The organism is Brevundimonas sp. EYE_349, assembly GCF_023147505.1.
Lineage (GTDB): Bacteria > Pseudomonadota > Alphaproteobacteria > Caulobacterales > Caulobacteraceae > Brevundimonas.
In genome coordinates this window covers 531,011-556,367 of record NZ_JAHXPB010000001.1, presented here as the reverse complement: position 1 = coordinate 556,367, position 25,357 = coordinate 531,011, and the positions used below count along the sequence as shown (strand labels likewise).

The 25,357-nt window shown below is 65.6% G+C and carries 14 protein-coding genes; 7 read left to right on the top strand and 7 right to left on the bottom strand.

What is annotated here, in order from left to right; genetic code table 11:
* Positions 1-57: 57 nt before the first annotated feature.
* The 4 genes from KZX42_RS02915 to KZX42_RS02900 are packed head-to-tail and all read right to left on the bottom strand — an operon-like array spanning position 58 to position 5,180.
* Positions 58-411 (bottom strand): hypothetical protein, encoded by a 354-nt coding sequence (locus tag KZX42_RS02915; RefSeq protein ID WP_248116921.1) that lies wholly within the window; start codon positions 409-411, stop codon positions 58-60.
* A gap of 11 nt (positions 412-422) precedes the next feature.
* The gene (locus KZX42_RS02910; RefSeq protein ID WP_248116918.1) at positions 423-1,721 is read right to left on the bottom strand and encodes a hypothetical protein; all 1,299 of its coding nucleotides are present in this window, start codon (positions 1,719-1,721) and stop codon (positions 423-425) included.
* Positions 1,722-1,763: 42 nt separating this feature from the next.
* Positions 1,764-3,401, bottom strand: coding sequence for a terminase large subunit (locus KZX42_RS02905; protein ID WP_282438788.1), 1,638 nt, complete (start codon positions 3,399-3,401; stop codon positions 1,764-1,766).
* 39 nt (positions 3,402-3,440) lie between these two features.
* Positions 3,441-5,180 (bottom strand): site-specific integrase, encoded by a 1,740-nt coding sequence (locus KZX42_RS02900; protein WP_248116916.1) that lies wholly within the window; start codon positions 5,178-5,180, stop codon positions 3,441-3,443.
* Between the two features lie 325 nt (positions 5,181-5,505).
* Here KZX42_RS02900 and KZX42_RS02895 point away from each other — a divergent pair, with 325 nt between their 5' ends.
* The gene (locus KZX42_RS02895; protein ID WP_248116914.1) at positions 5,506-8,931 is read left to right on the top strand and encodes a polysaccharide deacetylase family protein; all 3,426 of its coding nucleotides are present in this window, start codon (positions 5,506-5,508) and stop codon (positions 8,929-8,931) included.
* Between the two features lie 5 nt (positions 8,932-8,936).
* On the opposite strand, the gene KZX42_RS02890 is transcribed toward KZX42_RS02895, so the two are convergent.
* Positions 8,937-10,268: a sigma-54 dependent transcriptional regulator gene (locus KZX42_RS02890; RefSeq protein WP_248116912.1), complete on the bottom strand. Its 1,332-nt coding sequence runs from the start codon at positions 10,266-10,268 to the stop codon at positions 8,937-8,939.
* Positions 10,268-12,097 (bottom strand): cache domain-containing protein, encoded by a 1,830-nt coding sequence (locus KZX42_RS02885; protein WP_248116910.1) that lies wholly within the window; start codon positions 12,095-12,097, stop codon positions 10,268-10,270. The genes KZX42_RS02890 and KZX42_RS02885 overlap by 1 nt, the downstream gene beginning before the upstream one ends.
* A gap of 243 nt (positions 12,098-12,340) precedes the next feature.
* On the opposite strand from KZX42_RS02885, the gene KZX42_RS02880 reads away from it, so the two are divergent.
* The 5 genes from KZX42_RS02880 to KZX42_RS02860 all read left to right on the top strand — a co-directional run bounded on the left by KZX42_RS02880 (position 12,341) and on the right by KZX42_RS02860 (position 22,489).
* A complete protein-coding gene (locus tag KZX42_RS02880; protein ID WP_292046167.1) occupies positions 12,341-13,693 on the top strand; it encodes a dicarboxylate/amino acid:cation symporter in 1,353 nt (450 codons plus the stop codon).
* A 70-nt stretch (positions 13,694-13,763) separates the two neighbouring features.
* Entirely contained in the window at positions 13,764-16,811 is a 3,048-nt protein-coding gene (locus tag KZX42_RS02875) for a TonB-dependent receptor (protein ID WP_248116908.1), read from the top strand.
* Between the two features lie 14 nt (positions 16,812-16,825).
* Positions 16,826-18,166: a hypothetical protein gene (locus KZX42_RS02870; protein WP_248116906.1), complete on the top strand. Its 1,341-nt coding sequence runs from the start codon at positions 16,826-16,828 to the stop codon at positions 18,164-18,166.
* 119 nt (positions 18,167-18,285) lie between these two features.
* On the top strand, positions 18,286-20,808 hold the full coding sequence (locus KZX42_RS02865; protein ID WP_248116904.1) for a TonB-dependent receptor: 2,523 nt from the start codon (positions 18,286-18,288) through the stop codon (positions 20,806-20,808).
* Positions 20,809-20,818: 10 nt separating this feature from the next.
* Positions 20,819-22,489, top strand: coding sequence for an alkaline phosphatase D family protein (locus tag KZX42_RS02860; protein ID WP_248116902.1), 1,671 nt, complete (start codon positions 20,819-20,821; stop codon positions 22,487-22,489).
* A gap of 82 nt (positions 22,490-22,571) precedes the next feature.
* Here the strand turns inward: KZX42_RS02860 and KZX42_RS02855 are convergent, their stop codons facing one another.
* Positions 22,572-23,924 (bottom strand): MFS transporter, encoded by a 1,353-nt coding sequence (locus tag KZX42_RS02855; protein ID WP_248116900.1) that lies wholly within the window; start codon positions 23,922-23,924, stop codon positions 22,572-22,574.
* A gap of 214 nt (positions 23,925-24,138) precedes the next feature.
* Here KZX42_RS02855 and cyoA point away from each other — a divergent pair, with 214 nt between their 5' ends.
* Complete coding sequence (gene cyoA / locus KZX42_RS02850) at positions 24,139-25,356, top strand: ubiquinol oxidase subunit II (RefSeq protein WP_248116898.1); 1,218 nt, start codon at positions 24,139-24,141, stop codon at positions 25,354-25,356.
* Position 25,357: the final 1 nt, after the last annotated feature.

The window sequence follows — 25,357 nt, the reverse complement described above, 5'->3', positions numbered from 1 at the left end:
TGAAAATCCTTTCTGCTGGCGCGGCCAGCGGTGGGTGTTGGTGGGGAAAAGACGCGGTTAGGCTTGGGCGTAGCCGAGAGCCATCCGGGCATGAGCGGGCAGTTTGGTGAAATCGTCGGGACCGGGAGTGGTCGGCGGGCGGGTCGTGTCCGTTGTCGGAACGGCGGGCGTCTTTGTCGCCTTCAGCGCGGCGGTGACATGGGCGAACAGACGGTTGAAGGCGGTCCCCTCGGTCGGGAGGGCGGCGCGGTCGGCTTCGGGGATCAGGGCCGTCAGATTGCCGATCAGGCCGTCCACGTCGCTGTCGGCGCGCATGGTGTCGGTCTGTTCACGAAGCGTTTGAAGATCGGCTTTCAGTTGAGCCAGGTCTTCCGTGAGGTCGATGGGCGGTGTTTCAGTGGTGTCAGTCATATGATTTCCTTTCAAAGCCCTAGCGTCAGTTCTTCCGTTTCTTGTTTACGAGAAAGCAAGGCGCGATAGGCGTCTTCGCGTGTGGCGTAGCCGTCCGGGTTAAGCGTCATGAGTGCGTCCACCGGGGATGAAATGCCGATCTCCGCGCGTTCTTTGAGATTGGCGAGGACTTCGGATTCCGTGAGGTTGTCCTGAAGCTCGGTGAAGTCGGCCCGGACGGTAGCAGCCTCCGGGATCGTGCCGGGACGGTGCGTGTTGACGACGCGCTTGATCACCTCGAACAGGCGACGCTCATAGCCACGCCATAGGGCGATATCGTCCAGACGGGCCTCTTTCAGGTCGATCCGTTGAGCGGCGCGAGCGGAACCTGACTCGGCGGTTTTCGAGAGGTCCAGAACGTCGGCGGTGCAATCGTTCGTCGAGGCCGTGGAGCGCATCAGGAACTCCAAGGCTTCGAGAATGTCGGGGATAGGCGTGTTCGGGGCCGCGTAGGCAAACTCGCCGTCCTTTGGGAGCAGGATCACCTTGTCGGGGCCGGTGGCGATGGGGTCGCCAATCGGAAGCCCTTTCGCGACGGCCTGACCGTGGCTCTGAAGCTCAACAGCCCGCCACAGATTCGTCAGGCCGACGTTGAGCGCCTTCTGAGCGCCAATGAGGTCATCGCCGCCCGGAAGGAAGAAATCGGCATCGGGAAGGCGGTCGAATAACGGCACGAACGGCAACACGCCGTAGGGGTTCATCGCACCAGCATTGCCGGGTGTGGGGATGGGGTGGCCGTTGGCGTTTCGGCGCTGATAGGTCGTCGCCGTCCAATCAGCGTAGGTCGTATTGGCCGGGTTGCTGGCCGCATGGGTGACAACTAGGCGCTCCGGATGCTCCGGATCGGACCATTCGGCGTCTAGGATGTTCGGGGTCAACACGCGCACCTGAAGGCCGTGCGGTTCCGTCCACACGACTTGCAGGGCGGTCGTCTTCAGCAGCTTGGTGAGTTTGCTGGCGCGCTTCAGAACCGCGTCGATGTTGGCGGACTGGTATAGGTCGAGGGCGGCTGTTTGGTCCCAGCCTTGGAACGTCCGGATTGGCGGCGTCTGGTATGCCGTGGCGCGACGGCTGATGATCTTCTTCAGAATATTCACTTGGAAAACCCGGAAGGACTCCGGGTTTGCGAAGCGGCGCTTGATCAGCGCGAGCGTCGTATCGTCCTGCTTGTCGTCGAAGAAGGCTAAAGCCTCGGCAGCGCGAAGTTTTCGCGGCTCCGACTTTCTAACCAAATCTAGGAACGATTTCCTTTCATCGCTTAATCCCAACATGACATAAGTATATCACGGGGTGTTGCTTTCTGGCAACTGGCTTTATCGGGCTATCGTGTGACTTCCGACGTTTTTCAGCTTGTCGGCAATGAAGGCTTCGATGGGGAGGTTATTACGGGGGCTGCGGGCGCTGTATTGGTCGAACAGGTCGAACGCCCGCCGCATGGATCGACACGACTTCGCGCACATTGGGATCGCGGCCCCGCCATTCAGGGCGCACATATGCCGCGTCGGGCCGGTATCTGTGCAACGGACGCCCGGAAGTTCGTAAGGGTTGAGCGTTATCTCCCGTGTGGCGAACATCGCCCAGGCCAAGGAATAAACGGCGTCGTCATGCTTCCCGCGCGGATGGCCGAACTTCGGGATTGCCTCGTTTCCGACCGTCTCTTTGCCGTCGTCCACGATCTCGAACGTGCGGAGTTCGTCGATCAGGCGCGTGAACCGGGGGTCGATGTGAAGACGGCCCTCGGCGGCGGCGGTCGCCATCAACGTGAAGGCTTGATACTGAGCCTTCCGGCTAGGCGTGAAGAGTTCGGTCCCGTCTGCGAACGGCTCCGTTTGCGCCCAGTCATAGACATCCTGAGCGCCGTAGGTTTCGAGGCCACACCGGCTCATGCCCCATTCTTTGTGGTAGCGCCGGAAGTTGGCCTTGATGCCGCCAAGCCGCGAGAACAGCACCGCATCCGAATCTAAGACGAAATACTGTTCCTCGTCGTCGTGGACGGTCATGACGATGGCCGTCGTGATGGTGGAGTCGCCATGCTTCGATCCGCCAAACGCGCGGTCCAGCCCTCCGCTTACGACGTAGCTTGCGCCCGCTGCGATAGCCTTCGGGTCGGGGAGGTAGCTGACCTCTGTGCATTTCGAGAGGGTTTCGCTGTCGATCAGCAGCCCGGACGCATCGCCCCAGCGGTTCAAGTGCATGAGGTTGAAGGTCTGAGGTAGCATCCGCCTTGATGCGGCCCGGAGCTTTACCGGGTCGATCCACGACGGGCCGTTGGCGCAGGCGTCGTCGAGGTCTGCGTATTGGATGTGACTGAAGAACAGGCTCGGGTCGTCGCCAGCGATGTGCGCCTCATAGAGCGCATACAGCGGCGAGGACATGGGGCCGACCGTGGAGTCGATCAGCATCATCGACCCTTCGCTGTCGAGAAGCGAGCCGGTCAGAACCTCTAGGACGGCGGACCCTTTCGAGGCGTGGAGTTCACTGAGTTGAGCCGCCGTCAGCTTCTTCCCCCACAACGCGGCTGGGTTCGAAGAGTAGGCTTGGATGACGGACCCGGTGGCGGGGAAACGCACCGCATCTACACCGACCTCGACCGTCCCGGCGCTCGCCAGCGCCTTCAGCATCGGCGTGTTGTCAAAAGCATCGCGGACGGCGCGGAAAGCCGTATCGATTGTCTGCTTCTCGGAGTTGGCGACCATGGCGATGTTTTCTGTTCGCCGGGACAGAAACCTCCACAGGACTATCATCGACGATGTGAGAGTCTTGCCGTGCCTACGTGGCCAACTTATCACGACCGTCGCATAGTCGCCGTCCAACGCTTTGACGATCTCCGCTCGCTCTCGCGGGCCGGGGACGAAGGGAATGAATCCGCCCTTCGAAGACCTGACGACGGGTTTTACATCGTCGAGGAAGTTGAAGAAGCCGCTAGAACCGTTCTGCCATCGAGACACCATCGCTGAATAAGACATGGTGCCAATTATATCACGGAATGGTCAGCTTTTCAGGTGGCTTAAATCTAAATCAGAGAAGGCGATTGGTTTGATGGCGTCATAGGTGTGCTGTATATCCAGCCGTCCTAGATAGTGATCGTCCATTCCTTGTTGAGCATGGCCAAGGATTTGGTTCTGATACTGCGTCGGCACTTGGAAAAGCGCCATCTGTGTTTTCCATGTATGACGAAAGCTGTAGAGCGTCGGCTTCGGACGCCGGGACGTGATCTTTGGTATCAGACGCTCATTGATGTTTCTGATCCACGACGCCGACGAATACAGCTTGCGACCGTTGGCCGGGAGTTTCCAATCCGGGAACAGGCGGACATCGCCAGCACGGCGACGCTTACCGACGTATTCTAGCAGGCCCAGGTCGATCAGTTCCGGGTGTAGCGGGATGTCGCGTCTGGCGTTTTCAGTCTTATGGGATACGACGAAATCCCGATCATCGTCCGGGTCGTTTGGATCGTATTCGGTCAGGATCGAAATGTAGGGATGCTTCCCGTCGCTCTTGATATCGCTGACTGCAAGCTGAGCGATCTCGCTAGGTCTGGCCCCTGTGAACAACATGAGAAGCGGCGTCCACTTGCGATGGTCGTCGATCCGGTAGTTGCCGGGGATGTTCGTGCGATCCTCCGATAAGCACCCAGCGAAGAGGGGGAGGCGGAACAGGGCGTTGAGTTCGTCGGCCCGGAACGGGTTTCTAGTGCGACGACCATCGCCCTTCGTCGCGCCACGGATTTTGATCCCGGTGCAGGGATTCATCGGGACGGCTTCAAGTTCGACGGCGTGGCCGAACACCCATCGGACGACCGAGAAATAGCCGTCGCGCACGGTGTTGGGTGAGATCGGCGCGAAGGGCTTCTCTCGCGCTTCGTTGGCCGCGATAGCGTCTTTGAGGCCCATCTTCGGAAAACGCATCACCATACGGTCAGGCATATGGTGGAGGTCGTTCACAAAGTTCCGCACCATCCGCTTATCGATTTTGTAGATCGGTGCCGACCCGGAGTAGTCGTCGAACAAGGCTGCGGCGACCTTGACCTTATGCTCCCAGCTACCCCCTTTGGGATGCTGGCGTAGGGCATCTTCGGAGAGCTTTTTGAACGTCCAATGCGCTTCCCGCTGCATACGGGCGTCGTTCGTAGATGTTGTCGCCACCAACGATGTCGGCAATGAGCGGCCTTCGGCCAACTCGACCCGTGATCGGGTCAGGCTGAGTTCAGCTTCGAATAGCGCGGCCTCAATGCGCTGGATGTCGTGTTCGTTATCGAGACCTAGACGCTTTGCAGTCCCCTCCGCGCTCACGCGGATCACCGGGGCGAGTTCGCGGCGAAGTCGTTCGCGAGCTATGTCCGAATAGGCCGGGTCATTGAGGGCCGCGACTTCCTGAACAGCTAGTTCGTCGCGCATATCACGATGGTCGTTCGAAGCGTCCAGCCGTTCGCTTTGGAGCGACACCATTCCCTGCTCGTAGCGACGGCGAACGATGTGGGTAAGTAGGGAAGGGGTGAGGGTCGCGCCGCCTTCTATTGGGGCGGCTGGGGCGTGGTGAACCTCAAACTTTTCATCTAGCCCGAGTTCCTGAATGCGCTGACGCGCGCGGCTTAATGTGCGGACCCCTAGCGACACTTGATACACGTCACGACCGCCAAACTCCGGACGATCACGAAGCTCCAAGGGGACGCGACGCCGGTAGTTATAGACGCCATTTCGGGTGATCAGGTGGGACGGAACGCTGCTCATTTCAGGGGAGGTGTGTGACAAAATGTGTGACACGGCAAGCTGAAAAGGTTAGCGAAACCAATAATCTTTACGATTCAATGCTGGATTTGTCACACAGCGGAGAATCCCTCCGTCTCCGCCATTTTTTCTCTCTTTCAAAAAAATGGACAGACAGCATTGCCGACGCAGGGCCGCGTCCACAATCGCGCCCTCGCGATCTGTCTGGACAACTGCGACGTGAAATTCCGCAGGCCCCGTCCCGGGCGCAGCTTCGCCCATATCCCGCCGTTCTTGATCGATATGCGACGACGTGACGCGGGATTGGCCGCGACGGGGTTGGGCTGAGATGACGTCGGACGCTTCTAAACCGCAGGGCGACGGGCCGGCGGTGTTTCTGGACGCGACGGGGCGTCGGGCGCGGCGGATGCGGATGGCCGCGCTGGCGGCGGCGATCGTCGCGGGGGTCGTGCTGGCGGGATTCGTGGCCAGTCTGATGATCCTGCCCAGTCTGACGGGTCTGTCGGTCGTGTCGCCTGCTGCGTCGGCGGCAGCCCATCGCACCCATGGGGCCGAGCGCGCCCTGTTGAACTACATCGCCCACCGACAGCGGCCGGCGAGCCGCGCGGCCTCGACCAATGGCGCGCCCATCGCCGGCGCCTGGTTCGCGCCGTGGGAGGACGGAGCGCTGGATTCCTTCGCGCGCCATGCGGGTGATCTGACCCATGTCTATCCGACCTGGATCGAGCTGCGTGACGACGGCGGCGATATCCTGACCAAGGACTGGGATCCGACGCGCAACCCCACCACCAAGCCGCTGATCGCGGCGGCTCGCGCGCATGGGGTCAAGATCGTGCCGGTGGTCGGCAACGCCACGGAAGGGCGTTTCGACGCCGGCCGTATCGACCGCATGCTGTCGCCGGCCAACGCACAACACGTCATGGATCAGCTGGTCGGCTTCGTTCAGGCCAACGGCTTCGCCGGTCTGCAGATCGACTTCGAACAGGTGACGCCGCAGCAGATCGAACGGCTGACGCCATGGCTGGCGCAGTTGCGCCAGCGGCTGCACGCCCAGGGGGGCGAGTTGTCCATCGCACTGGAAGTGGGGCTGAGCGATCACGACATCCGCGCCCTGTCCAGCGTCGTCGATTACGCCGCCATCATGGCCTATGACGAACACGGGGAAGACAGCCTGCCGGGCCCGATCTCTTCGGCCCTGTTTGTGGACAAGGCGTTGACGCGCTTCACCCAGCTTGTGCCTGCGGACAAGCTGATCCTGGGGATCGGGGCCTATTCCTATGACTGGCGCGATGGCGACCGTTCAGCCGAATCCCTGACCACGACGGCGGCGCTGGCGACGGCGCGCGGCTATCGGCCCGAGGACAATCCCGCCAATGTGGTCGATTTCGACCCCCAGGCTCTGCAGCCGACCTTCCGCTACACCGACGATCAGGGCCGCGCGCACGAGGTCTGGATGCAGGACGCCGCCTCGGTCGCCAACGCCATGACGATGGGCCGGGGCAGGGGGCTGCGCGGTGCAGCCCTGTGGGCCCTGGGAGAGGAAGATCCCGCCAGTTGGAAGGTGTTTGGGCGTCAGGCCGCGCCTGCGATCAAGGTGATCCCCGCGCTGGAGCACGTGGCCCTGACCCAGCAGATCGCCTTCACCGGCCAGGGTGAACTGCTGAACGTGATCGACACCCCCCATGCGGGCGAACGGCGCATCGCCGTCGACCCGGTCAGCGGCCTGATCAGCGACGAGGTCTGGACCCGTTGGCCCTCGGCCTGGACCGTGCGTCGCACCGGGGCGCCCGACCGCACCCTGGCCCTGACATTCGACGATGGCCCCGATCCCGAATGGACGCCCGAAATCCTGGATGTCCTGAAGGCCAAGGGCGTAAAGGCGACCTTTTTCATGATCGGCGGCAATGCGGCGGCCAACCCCGCCCTTGTTCGGCGTGTGCGTGACGAGGGCCATGAGATCGGCAACCACTCCTTCACCCACCCCAACATGGCCCATGTGGACGAGGAGCGGGTGCGGCTGGAGCTGACGGCGACGGACCGGGCGCTGGAAAGCATTCTGGGGCGTCAGGTCACCCTGTTCCGCCCTCCCTACAACGCCGACTCAGAGCCGGAGTCCTATGGCGAAATCCTGCCGATCGCGGTGGCGTCCAAGCTGGGCTATACGACGGCCGGCGAGTCCATCGACCCGAACGACTGGAACCTGAGCCGCCCCAACCCCGATGGCGGCACGCACCGCCTGCGGCCCGACGAGATCGTGGCGGACGTGCTGGCCCAGGCCGATGCAGGCCACGCCATCCTGCTGCACGACGCCGGGGGCGACCGGTCCGCCACGGTCAAGGCCCTGCCGGTGCTGATCGACGCCCTGCGCGCGCGCGGCTATCGCCTGACGACCATCGGCGGCCTGGTCGGGCGCACCCCGGATCAGACCATGCCGGCCCTGCCGAAGGGCGAGCGGTCGCTGATCGCGGCGGATTCGGCGGCGTTCGGCTTCTCGCACGCGGTCGGGGTTGTGCTGTTCGTCGGCTTCAACCTGGCCATCGGCCTGGGCCTGGCCCGGATCGTGCTGATGCTGGCGCTGGCGTCGCGGCGCAGGCGCCGGGCAGAGCCGCTGGATCTGGCCGCGCCAAGGCCGCGCGTGGACGTGCTGGTCGCCGCCTACAACGAGGCCACGGTGATCCGTCGGACCATAGACAGCCTGTTGTCCAGCCGCGACGTCGACGTATCGGTCATCGTGGTCGACGACGGTTCCAGCGACGGCACCTATGATGTGGTGAAGGCGGCCTTCGGCGACGATCCGCGCGTTCGGCTGAAGCGGAAGCCAAACGGCGGCAAGGCCTCGGCCCTGAACCTGGCGCTGACGGAGGCCGCGGCCCCGGTGGTGGTGGGCGTCGACGCCGACACCCAGCTGTCCGGCGACGCCCTGGCGAAACTGGCCGCCTGGTTCGCCGATCCCAAGGTTGGGGCCGTTGCGGGCAATGTGAAGGTCGGCAACCGCAGCAACCTGGTCACGCGCTGGCAATCCATCGAATACATCACAAGCCAGAACATCGACAGGCGGGCGCTGGCCCTGCTTAATGCGGTGACTGTGGTGCCGGGCGCCATCGGGGCCTGGCGCGCCGAGGCGTTGCGAAGCCTGGGCGGCTACCGCTCCGATACCCTGGCCGAGGACATGGACCTGACCTGGCGGGTGCGCGAGGCGGGCTGGGTCATCGCCAACGAGCCGACCGCCCTGGCCTTCACAGAGGCGCCGTCGTCGCTAGGCGGTCTTTTGAAGCAGCGCTTCCGCTGGAGCTTCGGCACCCTGCAATGCCTGTGGAAACACCGGCGCTCGACGTTCCGGCACGGCTGGTTCGGCGGGCTGGCCTTGCCCAGCCTGTGGCTGTTCCAGATCGTTGGCCAGGTGCTGGCGCCGCTGATCGACCTGCAGCTGGCGGCGGCGATCTTGATGCAGGGCCTGGCCTGGCTGGCGGCGGCGCAGCACGCCGATGTGGACGCGGCGCCCAATCCGACCCTGTGGTTCACCCTGGGTGTCTATGTCGCCTTCACCCTGCTGGAGCTGGCGGCGGGCTGGGTCGCCTTTGGCTTTGATCGGGAAAAGCGCGGCGACCTGTGGCTGCTGCCCACCCAGCGGTTTGTCTATCGCCAGATCATGTATGTGGTCGTCTGGCGCGCGTTGGAGCGGGCCCTGTCCGGCCTGGGCCAGACCTGGGGCAAGCTGAAGCGCACCGGAGACGTTCAGGCGCCGGCCGGCTGAAGGTGCTAGCGGAAGGCGGCCGGCTTCAGGCCGTGGCGGGCCAGCTTGTCGTAAAGCGTCTTCCGCGGAACACGCATCTCGGCCAGGACGGCGGCGATGTCGCCCTGGTGGGTCTGTAGGGCGTCGCGCAACAGTTCCGCTTCGAACCGGTTGAGGCGGTCGGGCAGGCTGAGGCCGTCGTCGGCCGGGCGCGCGGCGTCGTCCAGCGACAGGGCGACCCGCTCGGCGAAATGGGCCAGTTCGCGGATGTTTCCGGGCCAGTCGGCCTCGACCAGGCGACGACGCACGCTGTCCGAGACGGCGGGCGGCTCGATCCCATGACGGTCGGCGGCGCGGCGCAGGAAGTGGGCGAACAGCAGGGGAATATCCTCGCGCCGTTCGCGCAGCGGCGGCACGCGCAGTCGCACCACGTTCAGCCGGTAATAGAGGTCTTCGCGGAAGGTCCCGGCGCGCGCGCCGGCCTCCAGGTCGATCTTTGACGAAGCCAGCACGCGCAGATCCAGGGCGCGCGGCTCGTTGGCGCCGATGGGATGGACCTCGCGCTCCTCCAGCACCCGCAACATCTTAACTTGGACGGCCAGCGGCATGCTCTCGACCTCGTCCAGAAACAGCGAGCCGTTGTGGGCGCGTTCCACATGGCCGACACGGCGACGCAGGGCTCCGGCGAAGGCGCCCAGCTCATGGCCGAACAGCTCGCTTTCGATCAGGCCGTCGGGCAGGGCGCCGCAGTTGACGGCGACGAAGGGCGCCAGCCGACGCCGCCCGCCGTTGTGGAGGGCGCGGGCGACGGCCTCCTTGCCCGTGCCGGTCTCGCCCTCGATCAGCACGTCCATGCGGGCGTCGGCGATCTGGGCGATGGTGGCGCGCAGGGCGGTGATGGCGCGCGAGGCCCCGGCCAGCGGCAACTCCTGACCGCTGTCGGAGGCCATGGCCAGGAGGCGGCGGTTCTCCAACACCAGGCCCCGCTTCTCCAGCGCCCGGTTCAGGCTGTCCTGCAGCCGTTCGAAGGGAAAGGGCTTGGCCACGAAGTCATAGGCGCCGGCCTGCATGGCCGCGACCGCATCGGCGACGTCGCCATGGCCCGTGATCATGATGACCGGAAGGGCCGCGTCCAGCGCCTGAAGCCGATCCAGCAGCTGCCGCCCGTCAAGACCGGGCATCCGCAGGTCGGTCACGACCACGCCTGGAAAGTCCGCATCGACAGCCTTCAACGCCGCTTCGGCGCTGGCGAAGGCATGGACGTCCAGACCCTCCAGCGTCAGCCGCCCGACCAGGGCCTGGCGGAAATCGGCGTCGTCCTCGATCAGGGCGACGGCGGTCAGGCGGGCGAACTGCATCAGGCGATCCTCAGGGTGGCGACGAAGGCGGCGCCTTCGCTGGTGTCGGCCAGATCCAGTTCGCCGCCGAACCCGGCGACCAGATCGCGGCAGATGACCAGACCCAGGCCCAGGCCGTTGGCGCGGGTGGTGATGAAGGGGGTGAACAATTGGGCGCGAACCTCGGCGGGCACGCCCGGCCCGTTGTCGGCCACGATCAGGCGCACGCGATCCTCCGATCGCTCCACCCGCAGCGTCAACCGGGCGCCGGGACGCCCCTCCAACGCCTCGGCGGCGTTCTTGACCAGATTGACGATGACCTGCTCCAGGCGGAAGCGGTCGGCGCGCACGGCCACGTCGGCGTCGCCTTCGCGAACCAGAACGACGCCGCCCTCGTCCAGGCGGCCGCGCGTCAGCAGCAGGGCCCCGTGGATGGCGTCCTCCAACCGCACCACGCCGATCTTGGGGTCGGTCTTGCGCGAGAAGGTGCGCAGGTTCTCGGTGATCGACCCGATCCGCTGGGTCAAATCGCCGATGCGCGACAGGGCGGTGCGCGCCGTGGCCGCGTCCTGACGATCCAGCAGGATGGCGGCGGTTTCAGCCTGGGTCTGGATGGCGGCGACCGGCTGGTTGATTTCATGGGCCACGCTGGCCACGATCTGGCCAAGGGCGGCCAGTTTGCTGGCCTGCACCAGTTCGTCGCGCAGCAGTTCGCGAGCCGCCTCGGCGCGTCGGCGTTCCTCGATCTGGCCGCTGAGGGCGACGTTGGCGTCGCTGAGTTCGCGGGTGCGTTCGTCGATGCGCCGCTCAAGCTCGTGCCGGGCGTCCTCCTCGGCGCGGGCCCGGACCAGGGCCTGGTGACGTCGGCGCAGCAGGAACGCGATCAGCCCCGCCAGCAGGGTCACAATCAGGGCCGCCAGGGCGCGGGCGCTGGCTACGGCGGCTTCGACCGCGCCGCGACTGGGCGAAAGCAGGTGCAGGGTCCAGCCCGGCGTGTCGGTCCCGACGGCGGCGTGCATCCAGCGCTGCTCTCCGCCGATGGGCGCTGTCCGCATCAGACGCGGCTGGTCGTCCGGCGGCGTATCGAAGGGCAGGGGACGCAGCGCCTCGGCGCGAAGCGTCTGGCCGGTCAGGGTCAGGCGACGGCGCGTCTCATCCAGAGGGTCGAGCGTTCTGAACCGCCAGTCCGGGACGCTGGTGATCAGGACGACGCCGGCTGGATCGACGACATAGGCCGGTTCGCCCGACGCACGCCATTCGGCCTCCAGCGCGTCGAACTCCACCTTCACAACAACGACGCCCAGCGGCCGGCCATCGGCGGCGTCCACGCGCCGGGCCAGATAAAGACCCGGCCGGCCGGACACGGTGCCCAGGGCGAAGAATTCGGCCTGGCCGCTTCTCATCGCATTGATGAAATAGGGCCGGAAGCCGTAGTCGGCGCCGACGAAACTGGTCGCCAGGCGCCAGTTGCTGGCCGCGCGCGTGCGCCCGCCTGCGTCGATGACATAGATCGCCGCCGCACGGGTCTGACGCGCCAGACCCTCCAGCTTCGCATTGACCGGATCGGCGGCGTTCGCGCGCGATCTTAGCAGGTTCGCTATGTCCGGATCGCCGGACAGGGCTAGTGGCAGGGAGCGGTGCTTCTCCAGTTCGCTACGGAGCACGGCGGCATGAAGCGCCGCCGCCGACTGCGCCTGACGCGCCAACTCCGCCTGCGCGCCACGACGCGCCGCTTCGCCTGTCGCCAACGCGGCGAAGACGGCGGCCGCCAGCCATGCGGCCAGCGCCAGCCGAAGAGGCTTTCGTGAGCGCTTGCGGCATTCCACACCAACTGAGGCTGAGGACGTCATGATGGCGACTGTGCGGATAATCGCACTGTGATGCTAGTCGTCCGCGCGAAATATCGCACGATAGCCGGTGACACTGTCGTGGGCTTCGCCTTATAGCTCAATAAAAACAACAAAATGGCCCATCATCATCGTGCAGCTTTGCATCGATGGCGGCATGGGGAATGGTCTGGCGGACCGGAGCGCGGCGAAGATCGCGCCCATCGAGGAGACTGCGGCCTGGCCGCACATCAGGAGCCATTCGTGATCCCAGTCCCATCAGAGACCGCGCCGGTCGTGCGCCGGCCGTTCTATCGGCATCTGTACTTCCAGGTGCTGATCGCCATCGCATTGGGTGCGCTGATCGGCCATTTCTGGCCCGAGTTCGGCGAGAGGCTGAAACCGTTGGGCGACGGCTTCATCAAGCTTGTGAAGATGGTCATCGCACCGGTGATTTTCCTGACCATCGTGACCGGCATCGCCGGGATGCGCGACCTCGGCAGCGTCGGGCGCGTGGCGGCCAAGGCCTTCGCCTATTTCCTGGTCTTTTCGACCCTGGCCCTGATCGTGGGCCTGATCATCGCCAACATCGTGCGTCCCGGCCAAGGGCTGAACATCGATCCGGCGACGCTGAACGCGGGCGCGGTCGAACAATACGCCGCCGCCGCCCATGAGAGCACCATCGTCGGCTTCCTGATGGGCGTCATTCCCGACACCCTGGTCAGCGCCTTTTCAACCGGCAACATCCTGCAGGTGTTGTTCGTCTCCATCCTGTTCGGCGTCTCCCTGGCGCTGATCGGCGAGCGCGCCCAGCCGGTGCTCGACCTGTTCGAGACGCTGAGCGTGGCGGTGTTCAAACTGGTGGCCATCGTCATGAAGGCGGCGCCCATCGGGGCGTTCGGGGCGTTCGCCTTCACCATCGGGGCCTATGGCATCGCCTCCATCGCCAATCTGGCGGCGCTGATCGTGACCTTCTACGTCACGGCCATCATCTTCGTCGTCGGCGTGCTGGGGCTGGTGGGCATCGCCAACGGATTCTCGATCCTGAAGCTGATCCGGTATCTGAAGGAAGAACTGCTGCTGGTTCTGGGCACGTCCAGCTCCGAGGCCGCCCTGCCCAGCCTGATCTCGAAGATGGAGCGCGCGGGCGCTGCCAAGTCTGTCGTCGGCCTGGTGGTCCCCACCGGCTATTCGTTCAATCTGGACGGCACCAACATCTATATGACGATGGCGGCCCTGTTTATCGCCCAGGCGCTGAACATCGACCTGACCATCTGGCAGCAGATCACGCTTCTGCTGGTCGCCATGCTCAGCTCGAAGGGTGCGGCGGGTATCACGGGCGCCGGCTTCATCACCTTGGCGGCGACCCTGTCGGTCGTGCCGGACGTGCCGGTCGCCGGCATGGCGCTGATCCTGGGCATCGACCGTTTCATGAGCGAGTGCCGGGCCCTGACCAACTTCATCGGCAACGCCGTGGCCACCATCGTGGTGGCCCGCTGGGAGAACGCGCTGGATCGCGACGCCCTGGCCGCGGCGCTGAATGGACAACCCCAACCCATCGCCGTCGGCCCCGATCCGGCGGCCGGGCCGGGAGACGATCTGGTCCTCGCCAAGGACTAAAGGCGCGAGGACGACAACCAACAGGAGACGGGACCGTCGATCAACGACGGCCCAGGAGGAGGAAACAGGAATGACCAGACACTCGAAATTCGCCCTGCTGGCGACCACGGCTTCGGCTGTGACGCTGATGGCCGCTGGCGGCGCCTGGGCGCAGGCCGAACCGATCGCCGCCGAAGGGCCTGCTCAGGTCGATGACATCGTCGTCGTCGGCACCAACATCCGCGGCGCCCGCACCATGGCGGCCCTGCCGGTGGTGGTCGCGGACCGCGAGCAGATCGAGGCCACCGGCGCCTCGACAGGCGACGAACTGCTGCGCACCATTCCGCAGATGGGGGATGTTCAGTTCGACAGCTCCAGCGGCGCCCAGACCTCCAACTCGGCCCGTGGCGACGTGAACTCGGTCAATCTGCGCTCGCTGGGCGTGGGCAACACTCTGGTCCTGTTGAACGGCCGCCGCGTGGTGCAGCACCCCACCAGCCAGGGCACGTCCGACACCGGCACGGTGCCGGTCCTCAGCTACAACTCCAACGCCATTCCGGTTGCAGGTCTGGAGCGTCTGGAGGTGCTGCTGGACGGCGCCGCCGCCATCTATGGCGCGGACGCCGTGGCGGGCGTGGTCAACACCGTGCTGCGCGACAACATCGACGGGCTGTCCATCAGCGCCCGTTACGGCGGCGCCGAGGGCACGCAGATGCGCGACTTCGAAACCAACCTGTTCGCGGGCAAGAATTTCGATCGCGGCAACCTCTCGATCTTCGCCAACTATGCCTCGCGCTCTGCGCTGTGGGCGTCGGATCAGGACTTCACCCGCTCTGACGACATTCGCGACCTGTTCGCGGGCTATCCTGATTTCGCGGGTGTGCAGACGCTCGATGGTCGATCATCGAACACCCCGTGGGCGCGCCTGTCGGTTGGGGCGCGATCTGCGATCCGTTCGAACGGGGCGGCGGTGACAAATGCGCAGGGCGCCTTCCGCTATCAGCCGACCAGCTTCGGCTGCGGCGTCAGCGTCGGCAACGACATCTGCATCGCCAGCGGGAACCATGCGTTCAACACCACCAACCGCGATATGCGCTACGACACCCGCGTCGGCACCACGGTGCGGCCATCCGTCGAACGGATGAACGTCTTCCTGACGGGGCGTTACGACATCACGCCTGACGTCGAGGCCTTTGGCGAGATCGGGTACTACAGCGCCAGCAGCCGCGCGGTGCAGCCGCCGGTGGTGAATCTGAACCAGATCTGGATTCCCGCCAGCAACTACTACAACCCGTTCGGTCCTGTTCGCTTCGCCGATGGCGCGCTGAATCCCAATCGTCTGCCCGGCCTGACGGGCGTGCCGACGGGCGGCCTGCCCGTCCTGCTGACCAACTATCGGTTCGTCGACACCGGATTCCAGATCGTCAAGGTCGACAACTATCAGGCGCGCCTGTTGGGCGGGCTGCGCGGCGAGTGGCGCGGCTTCGACTGGGAGACGGCGTTGCTGTATTCTGAAGCCAAGGCGACCGACAGTTCGCCCAACATCAATATGACGGCGCTGCAGAAGCAGTTGGCCCTGTCCACCCCGGACGCCTACAATCCGTTCGGCGGCGGTTGCGTGACCACCACTAGCTATGGAGATTGCTCGCCCAGTTCGCAGGCGGCGATCGACGCCATCGTCTTCGACATGCGCCGTGTGTCCAAGACCACCCTGAGCCTGGCCGACTTCAAGCTGTCGCGCGGCGATCTGTTCAACCTGCCCGCCGGGCCGGTGGGCATGGCCTTCGGGCTTGAAGCGCGTCGCGAGACCCAGAGCGACGACCGCGACGCGAATCTGGACGGAACCTATACCTTCACCGATATGGTGACGGGCGAGAAGAACGCATCGAATGTCTCGGCCGTCAGCCCCAACCCGGACACGAAGGGCAGCCGCAACGTCTTTTCGACCTATATCGAGTTCGCGGTGCCTGTCATCTCGCCCGAGATGAACATCCCGCTGGTCCAGCGCGTCGATCTGCAACTGGCCGGTCGCTATGAACACTATTCGGACTTCGGCTCGGTCGCCAAACCCAAGATCGCCGCGGCCTGGGATGTGATCGACGGCGTGCGTGTTCGCGGGTCCTATTCGCAGGGCTTCCGCGCGCCGAACCTGGAACAGACCAACGCCACCGAGTATGGCCGTCTGGCCAGCGGCGTGGACTATGTGCGCTGCGAAGCCGATCTGCGCGCGGGACGCATCAACAACTTCGCGGATTGTTCGCGGCCGTTGTCCAGCGTCTCGCTTCTGGTCGCGGGCAACCCGGATCTGGAGCCGGAAGAGAGCACCAACTCATCGTACGGGCTTGTGCTGCAGCCGCATTTCATCCCGCGCCGCTTCGGTGAGTTCACCTTCACCATCGATCGCTGGCGGATCGAGCAGCAGAAGATCGTCGGCCTCCTGGGCGCCCAGACAGCCGTCGCGCTGGACTATCTGTACCGTGTGCAGGGCCAGACCAATCCTCTGGTGAACCGCCGTGCGCCGTCGCTGGAGGATATCCAGCTGTTCGATGGCACCGGCCTGGCGCCCGCAGGCGATGTGGTCTCGATCAACGACCGCTTCATAAACCTGCAACCGCAAACGGTCAGCGGTCTGGACCTGGCGATGAACTGGTCGCTGCGCCGCACGCGCTACGGCACTTTCATCGTCAATGTGAACGCCTCCAAGCTCGAGAAATTCACGCGCGACCCCGGCGACATCGTCAACGAGCTGTTCGCCGCGCGCGCCGCCGGCACGATCAACGCCGGTACGACCCTGCCGGACCCCAGCCAGCTGATCGGGCAGAACGGGAGGCCCGAATGGCGGGTCAACGCCAGCCTGACCTGGCGCAAGGGCCCGTGGCGTGCGGGCGCATCCAGTCAGTATGTCAGCGGGTTTGAACAGGCCAGCCTGCTGGGACGCTCCGGCTCGCCGTGGGAGGTCGACGGCCGCCAGACGATCAACGGCTATGTCGACTACGCCTTCCCCGATGAGACACGTGTCCGTCTGGGCGCACGCGACCTGACCAATGAAGGTCCGCCGCTGGCCGACAACGGCTATCGCGGCACGGTGCACAGCCCGTGGGGCCGCTACTGGTACGTCAACGTCTCCAAGACGTTCTGAGGAAGGTCGGCGCGATGAAGGTTCTTGCTGTTCGGACCCTGGCGGCCCTGGTCGCCGCAGTCGTCGCGCCGGCCACGTCGTCGCTGGCGGCGTCCGTCGCCGCCGATCCCGTGCCGACGACGGCGACCTGTCCCGACTTCCTGCCCGCCGAAACGCGGTGTTGGACGGGCAGGGCGGCCAAGGGGGGCTTTTACTGGATCGCCGTTCCCAAGACCTGGAACGGCGCCCTGATCGTTCACGCTCACGGCGGGCCGCGCACCGGTGCCCCGGAAGCGAACGATCCGCTGGAGGATCTGGAGCGGTTCTCCATGACCGTTCAGGAAGGCTTCGCCTGGGCTGGATCGACCTATCGTCGCGGCGGCTATGGCGTGCGGATGGCGGCCGAGGACACGGACGATCTGCGCCAGATCTTCTGGGACGCCTTCGGCCGGCCGCGCCGCACCCTGCTCCACGGTCAGTCCTGGGGCGGAAATGTCGCGGCTAAGGCGGCTGAACTCTATGCCCGCGACGCCGAGGGGCGGGGGGTCTGGGACGGCGTGGTCCTTACCAACGGCGTGATCGGCGGGGGCACGCGCACCTATCGGTTCCGCGCCGATCTGAGGGCCGTCTATCAGTTCTACTGCCGCAACCATCCGCGCCCGGACGAAATGCAATATCCTCTGTGGCAGGGCCTGCCGGCGGACAGCAACATGACCCGCGCGCAACTGGCCGAGCGGGTCCGGACCTGCACGGGCGTCGGCCTGCCGGAAGCCCGGCGCACCGCCGAGCAGAAACGCAATCTGGCCGACATCCTGGACGTGACCGGCATCCGCGAGGACCAGTTGGTCGCGCACCTGGCCTGGGCCACCTTCCTGTTCCGCGACATGGTGCAACGCCGGCTGGACGGGCTGAACCCGTTCGACAACAGCCGGACAGTCTATCAGGGCTCGCATGACGACGCGGCGCTGAACGCCGGGGTGACGCGATTCATGGCCGATCCGATGGGCGTTGCGCGCCTGGCTTATGACGCCGATCTCAGCGGTCTGATCGCGGCGCCGACCCTGACAATCCACGCCAAGAACGACCCGACGGCCTTTGTGTCGAACGAGGCGCTTTATCGCGATACGGTCGCCGCCGCAGGTCGGTCCGACCTGCTGGTTCAGACCTTCACCGACGAGGATCAGCACAGCCGTCTGGCGACCCCGGAATATGTCGGCCTGTTCCAAGCCATGATGCGTTGGCTGGACGATGGGGCGAAGCCGACGCCGGCCAGCGTCGCGGTCCTGTGTCAGGCGGCGGCGCCGCGTTATGATGGCGGCTGCCACTTCGACCCGGACTTCCATCCCTCCACGGACGTCGCGTCGCCTCGTCGGTAGGCGGATCAATCGTCGCCGATGTGTCTTCGCCACGTTGCGAAGACGACGCGGCGGCGTCGTTCGGCCGACATGGCCGGCGCGTAGGCACGGCCCCAGCTTAGCCGAATCTGGGGAATCCAATGTTCAAGACCACGCTGAAGGCGCGCCTGCTGGCCGCCGCGACCCTGACGGGCGCCATGATGGGCGGAACCGCCGCCTGGGCGCAGGAGGCCGCACCGGTCAGCACCGTGGACGAGGTGATCGTCACCGCCCAGCTGCGCGAACAGAAGACCATCGACGTGCCCTTCGCCCTGACCGCCTATTCCGGTCAGTTCCTGGAGAACCTGGGCATTCAGGAGTTCGATCAGTTGTCGGCCTTCGTGCCGGGCTTCCTGGTGCAGAACCAGTCGCCGAACAATCCGGGGTTCGTGATGCGCGGCATCACCTCCGACTCGGGATCGGCCACCGCCGAGCCGCGCGTGTCGGTTTTCCAGGATGGCGTATCGATCTCCAAGTCGCGCGGCTCTTACGTCGAACTGTTCGATCTGGAGCGGGTCGAGGTGGCCAAGGGGCCGCAATCGACCTTGTACGGACGTGGCGCTCTGATCGGGGCCGTCAACCTGGTTCAGAACCGCGCGCGGCCCGGCGTGACCGACGCCTACGCCAATATCGAGGCCGGCAACGAAGGCTATCGCATGGTGGAGGGCGCCCTGAACCTGCCGGTCGGCGAGACCGCGGGCCTGCGTCTGGCCACGCGACTGAAGACCCGCGACGGCTCGGTCGACAATCTGTTGGGCGGCGAGGACTATAACGCCATCGAGACCCGCGGCTTGCGTCTATCGGGCGCCTGGGCGCCGTCCGACGCCACGCGGTTCGACGTGATCGGCAACTATCAGAAGGACAATGCCTCCGGCACCTCGTTCAAATCCATCGCCTATGCTCCGGCCGATCCGAACACCGGCGCGATCCTGGGCGGCAAGGCGCCGTGGGAAGGGGCGGCCCTGACGCCGGGCGCGGCCTTCGACGGCGGCAAGGCGCTGGGTCTGGACCGCGAGGTCTGGGGCGTGACGGGGCTGGCGCGCTTCAATCTCAACGCCGACTGGACGCTGAACTCGACCACCGCCTATCGCGAGTTCACCAACTACGAGACCTTCGACGCGGACGGCGTCTCCCTGCCGATCCTGACGGCGGCCGAGGACACGCATGGCGAACAGTGGAGCCAGGACTTGCGCCTGGGCTTCGACAATGGCGGGCGGCTCAGCGGCTTCGTCGGCGCGGGTTGGTTCCATGAAAAGGGCTATCAGCGCGCGCCGACGCAGTTCGATGAACGGCTGCTGCTGGTCCAGCTGGCCGGTTTGCTGGACGGCTCGGCCACGACGGTCGGAGATCGCACCCTGCCGCTGTCCCTCTATCCGGGCATCGCCCAGGCCGCGCTGGGTGGTCTGTTGACGCCGCTGGGCGCCGGCGCCTTCGCAGGCCCTATCGCCGCCAATCTGAAGCCCGCACACATCGAGACGCCGATCAACAGCTCGGAACTGACGTCCTATGACGTCTTCGCCGACGTGACCTACGCCTTCACCGACCGGTTCGAGATGTCGGCGGGCGTGCGCTATACCCGCGACGACAAGACGACCGGCTTCGCCAGTTCGGTGCAGAGCCGCTCGACCCTGGGCGGTATGCTAGCGCTTCAGGCGGGCGCCATTCCGGCGGCGCAGGTTCCGGCCTTCTTGGGAGCGTTGGCCAATCCGGCCTATCTGGCCCTGCCGGCCAACCTGTTCCCGTTGTTCGGCCTTACCTCCCAACCGACGACGAACAACGGCGACTTCGGCTATTTCAACTCCAAGGACGACGGCGTGACCTGGCGCGTCACGGCGCGATACGCCCTGACCGACGCCACTAACGTCTACGCCAACTATGCGCGGGGTCGCCGGCCGGAGGTGATCAGCGCCGGTCCGCCGTCCGCGCCCGGCGGGGCTGCGCGCTTCACCCCGGTCGACGCCGAGACGGTCGACAGCTACGAGGTCGGCGCCAAGTCAGCCCTGATGGACGGGCGGCTACGGCTGGACGGGGCGGTCTTCCTCTACAACTACGAGAACTTCCAGACGACTGTGCAGCAGGGCACGACCTTCGTGACCACCAACGCCGGCGAGGCCAAGTCCTACGGCTTTGAAGGCCAGGCCAACTTCGCCCTGTCGCCCACGTTCGACCTGTTCGCCACCTATGCCTACAACCATTCGCGGTTCGAGAACGGCATATATGACGGCAATCAGTTCCGCCTGTCGCCCGACCATGCCGCTTCCATCGGCGCGACCTGGCGCCTGCCCACGGCCGGCGGCGAGATCGAGGTTCAGCCGACCTATACGTGGCAGTCCAAGATCTTCTTCGACGACGACAACGACCGCCCGGACCTGCAGACCGTGGCCAGTGGGTCGATCGTCGCCGACCTGATCCAGGACGAATATCAGGGCGCCTACGGCCTGCTGAACCTGCGCGTTCGCTACACGCCGAACGGCGCCAACTGGGGCGTGGAGGCCTTTGGCGACAACATCCTCGACGAGAAATACATCAAGGACGCCGGCAACACCGGCGACGGCCTGGGCATGCCGACCTTCATCGCCGGACGGCCGGCGTCGTACGGCCTGACGTTCAAGCTGAAGCTCTGAGGGCGTGACGATGAAACTGGATCGCCGCAGTCTTCTGGGCCTGATGGGGGCGGGGGCCGCGACGCCCGCCCTGGCCCAAGCCGCCGCCACAGGCCGGGTCGCCTTTCTGCACGGGGTGGCCAGCGGCGATCCCGACACCCGCTCCGCCGTCTTCTGGACGCGCGTCACCCCCGCTGATGCGTCGAGCGGCGAGGTGGCGGTGGTGCTGGAGGTCGCGCGCGATGCGGATTTCCGCGATGTCGTTCGCCGGGCATCGGGTCTGAAAGCCTCGGCCGAGCGGGATTTCACCGTCAAACATGACCTGGACGGGCACGGACTGGCGCCGGGCCAGGACTACTTCTACCGCTTCGTCGCGGGCGAGGTCGTCTCGCCGGTCGGCCGGGTGCGGACCCTGCGGGAAGGGGCGACGGCCGATCTGACGCTGGGCGTGGTGTCGTGCCAGCTGTATCCGGGCGGGCTGTTCAACGCCTATGACGCCTTGTCGAAACTGGAGCGGCTGGACGCGGTCGTTCACCTGGGCGACTACATCTATGAGTACGGTGCGGCGGCCGATGATTACGGCATGACGTCCGGGGCGGCGCTGGACCGCGCGCCCCAGCCGCCGCATGAGATCGTGACCCTGGCCGACTACCGGACCCGTCACGCCCAGTACAAGACCGATCCCGACCTGCAGGCCGCCCACGCCCGTGCGCCCTTCATCTGCGTTTGGGACGATCACGAGGTCGCCAACGACACCTGGATGACGGGCGCGGAAAACCATCAACCCGCGACCGAAGGCGACTTCGCCACGCGCAAGGCCGCCGCGCTTCGCGCCTATTACGAATGGATGCCGATCCGCGAGCCCAAGGCGGGCACGCTGAAGGAGGCGATCAACCGCAGCTTCGACTTCGGCGATCTGGCCAGTCTGACGATGGTCGAGACACGGCTGCTGGCGCGCGGCCAGCAGATGACCTTCGCCGATATTCCCAAGACCGCCGAGGGTGCGCCGGATGTCGCAGCGTTCGAGGCCTTGCGTCAGGCGCCGGATCGCGACCTGCTGGGCGAGGCGCAGCGGCGCTGGGTCGGCGAGACGCTGAGCCGGTCCAAGGCTGCCGGTCGTCCGTGGCAGATCATCGGCAATCAGGTGATCATGGCGCGGGTCAAGGGGCCGGATATCTCGCGCATGATGCCGGCCGAACAGGTGCAGCAGATGGTGGCGACCCTGCCCGCCGATGTGCGGCCCCAGGTCGAGGCGGCGATCCAGCTGTTCAAACTGGGCCTGCCGTTCAATCTGGACAGTTGGGACGGCTATCCGGCCGGACGTGAGCGCCTGTACGAAACGTTTGCGGCGGCGGGCGTCTCGCCGGTCGTGCTGGCGGGCGACAGTCACGCCTTCTGGGTCAACGAACTGCACGACAGGGCCGGCGCGCGTCGCGCGATCGAGTTCGGAACCTCCTCGATCTCAAGCCCTTCGCCGGGCGATCATGTCGGCGGTCTGCCGCTGGGCGCAGCGCTGTCGGCGGCCAACCCGGAGGTCAAGTTCTGCGACCAGACGGCCAAGGGCTATGTGCTGCTGACCGTCACGCGCGAGCGGATGACGGGCGAGCTATGGGCCGTGTCCACCATCATGGCCAAACCCTATGAGCTGAAGCGGCTGAAGACCTTCGTCGTCACGCCGGACGGCGATCTGACCGAAGCCTGACCAAGGCGACGACCCCGAAACGAAAACAGGGCCCGCAGTCGTTGCGGGCCCTGTTCTTTTTTGCGTGGCGTCTGAACCGGGATCAGACCGGCTTGGCGCGGGTCTTGTCCGAAGAGCTGCGCGCCAGCTCGCGGTTCAGCCACAGGGCGATAAGGGTGCAGATCGCGCCAGACAGCAGATAGGCGCCGGCCGCGATCAGGCCGAACTGACTGGAGATCCACAGGGCCGCCAGCGGGGCGAAACCGGCGCCGAACAGCCAAGCCAGGTCCGACGTCAAGGCCGAGGAGGTGTAACGGTTGGTCAGGCTGAAGCTGGACGCCACCGGACCCGAGGCCTGGCCGAAGGACAGGCCCAGCAGGATGAAGCCCGAGATCATGAAGACCAGTTCACCGACGGCGCCGCCATCCAGCAGTTGCGGCGCAAAGCCCGAGAAGGCGGCGATGCCGGCGGCGGTGATGGCCAGCAGGGTGCGGCGGCCGTAACGGTCGGCCAGAACCCCCGACGCCAGGATGGCCATCAGGCCGAACACGGCGCCGACCATCTCGATCAGCAGGAAGCGGACGGGGGTCTCATTGGTGAAAAGGAACACCCAGGACAGCGGGAAGACGGTGACCATGTGGAACATGGCGAAGCTGGCCAGGGGGGCGAAGGCGCCGATGGCGATCTTGGGCCCTTCGGCGCGGATGGCTTGGCCGACGGGCGTCGGCTGCAGTTCGCGCGTCTCGAACAGGTTCTGGAAGGCGGGCGTCACAACGATGCGAAGACGGGCGAACAGGGCCACCACATTGATGGCGAAGGCCACGAAGAACGGATAGCGCCAGCCCCAGTCCAAGAAGTCGGGCGCCGACAGGGTGTTCAGGAAGAAGGCGAACAGGGCCGAGGCGACCAGCAGGCCGATGGGCGCGCCCAGTTGCGGAATCATGGCGTACCAGCCGCGCTTCTTCTCCGGCGCATTCAAGGCCAGCAGCGAGGCCAGACCATCCCAGGTGCCGCCCAGCGCCACGCCCTGGCCGATGCGGGTCAAGGCCAGAAGGATCGGCGCCCATATGCCGATGCTATCGTAACTGGGGATGAAGGCCACCGAAACGGTAGAGGTGCCCAGCAGCAGAAGGGCGGTCGTCAGCTTTGCGCCGCGACCGAACTTCTGGTCGATGGCGATGAACAGCACCGTCCCCAGCGGACGGAACAGGAAGGCCAGGGCGAAGATGGCGAACGACAGCAGCGTGCCGCCCACGGCGCCAGCGTAGGGGAAGATCAATTGCGGGAAAACGACCACCGAGGCGATGGCGTAAACAAAGAAGTCGAAAAACTCCGACGTTCGGCCGATAATGACGCCGATGGCGATCTCGCCGGCGTCAACCTTGCCGTGGCCCGTGTGAAGGGCTGCGGCGTCGCGTTCCAGCGACTCGGACGAAGGGGTCGTCGAGGCGGACATGGGCTTGGTCGCTCCGTGTGAGACAGTAGGCTTGGAAAGGCGTACGGCGGATCGCCGCATTATGAACGGGCGCCCTTTGCGATGAAAGCGGCCTCAAGAGGATAGGACAGATTGTCCAATGTCGTTCCAGATCGAAGCTGACTATCGGGCGCAGTTCGAACGCCAACCGTCGCGGCGCCTCCCCCTTGCCCGACGCTTTCCGATTGGATCCGCCTTGCGCCGTCTGCGCCTACTTTTGCTCGCGCCCGTCGTGGCCCTGCTGTCGGCCTGTGACCTGGTCGTCCTGAAACCCGCCGGCGACGTGGCGGCCCAGCAGGGCGACCTGCTGATGGTCTCCACCCTGCTGATGCTGATCATCATTCTGCCGGTGATGGCGCTGATCGTCTTTTTCGCCTGGAAGTATCGCGCGTCGAACAAGGATGCCGAGTATCAGCCGGACTGGGATCACTCGACATCGCTGGAGTTGGTGATCTGGGCCGCGCCGCTGCTGATCATCATCTGCCTGGGCGCCCTGACCTGGGCGGGCACCCACCTGCTGGACCCCTATCGTCCCATCGACCGGATCAAGCCGGGCCAGGCCGTCCCCGAGAACGTCGAGCCGCTGCAGGTCAATGTCGTAGCCTTGGACTGGAAGTGGATGTTCATCTATCCGCAGTACGGCGTCGCGACGGTCAACGAATTGGCCGCGCCGGTGGATCGCCCGATCCGCTTCCACATCACCTCGTCCTCGGTGATGAACAGCTTCTACATCCCCGCCCTGGCCGGCCAGATCTACGCCATGCCGGGCATGGAGACGAAGCTGCACGCCGTCATCAACCGCGCGGGCGAATACGAAGGCTTCTCGGCCAACTATTCCGGCGACGGCTTCTCGCACATGCGCTTCGCCTTCCATGGCCTGGACCAGGCCGGGTTCGACCGCTGGATTTCCGGCGTGCGTCAGGGCGCGCAAACGCTGGACCGAGACCGCTATCTGGAGCTGGAAAAGCCCAGCGAGAAGGTCCCGGCCATGCACTTCGCCAGCGTCGACGGGATGCTGTGGGACGCGATCCTGAACATGTGCGTCGAGCCGGGCAAGATGTGCATGGGCGAGATGATGGCCATCGACAAACAGGGCGGCATGACCATGGCCTCTGTGCGCAACACCATGCCTCTGGTCTATGACAAATACGCCGGTCGCGGTAAGTCGCCGGCCTATTTCGGCTCCAACGACAGCTACGTCATGACCATCTGCACGCCGCTGCAGGCCGAGGCGGCCGCCGCCGACCGCGTTCGCCGCGCCGCGCTGGACACGGTCGTCGCGCCTTCCAGCCTGGATCGGCTTACCGGGCAGGGGCTGTCGCCCAAGCGCGCCTCCCTGGCCGCCCTGACCCCCGTGGCGCCCGGCGCCTTCGCTGCGGCGCCGACCGGCGTCCGCTCCGCACCCAACGCCTGAG

Bases quoted from the DNA above. Each gene is read 5' to 3' on its own strand.
- KZX42_RS02860 (WP_248116902.1), top strand. From the start codon at position 20,819: ATGAAACTGGATCGCCGCAGTCTTCTGGGCCTGATGGGGGCGGGGGCC.
- KZX42_RS02915 (WP_248116921.1), bottom strand. From the start codon at position 411: ATGACTGACACCACTGAAACACCGCCCATCGACCTCACGGAAGACCTG.
- KZX42_RS02910 (WP_248116918.1), bottom strand. From the start codon at position 1,721: ATGTTGGGATTAAGCGATGAAAGGAAATCGTTCCTAGATTTGGTTAGA.
- KZX42_RS02895 (WP_248116914.1), top strand. From the start codon at position 5,506: ATGACGTCGGACGCTTCTAAACCGCAGGGCGACGGGCCGGCGGTGTTT.
- KZX42_RS02885 (WP_248116910.1), bottom strand. From the start codon at position 12,097: ATGACGTCCTCAGCCTCAGTTGGTGTGGAATGCCGCAAGCGCTCACGA.
- KZX42_RS02855 (WP_248116900.1), bottom strand. From the start codon at position 23,924: ATGTCCGCCTCGACGACCCCTTCGTCCGAGTCGCTGGAACGCGACGCC.
- KZX42_RS02875 (WP_248116908.1), top strand. From the start codon at position 13,764: ATGACCAGACACTCGAAATTCGCCCTGCTGGCGACCACGGCTTCGGCT.
- KZX42_RS02890 (WP_248116912.1), bottom strand. From the start codon at position 10,268: ATGCAGTTCGCCCGCCTGACCGCCGTCGCCCTGATCGAGGACGACGCC.
- KZX42_RS02900 (WP_248116916.1), bottom strand. From the start codon at position 5,180: ATGAGCAGCGTTCCGTCCCACCTGATCACCCGAAATGGCGTCTATAAC.
- KZX42_RS02865 (WP_248116904.1), top strand. From the start codon at position 18,286: ATGTTCAAGACCACGCTGAAGGCGCGCCTGCTGGCCGCCGCGACCCTG.
- KZX42_RS02905 (WP_282438788.1), bottom strand. From the start codon at position 3,401: ATGGTGTCTCGATGGCAGAACGGTTCTAGCGGCTTCTTCAACTTCCTC.
- KZX42_RS02870 (WP_248116906.1), top strand. From the start codon at position 16,826: ATGAAGGTTCTTGCTGTTCGGACCCTGGCGGCCCTGGTCGCCGCAGTC.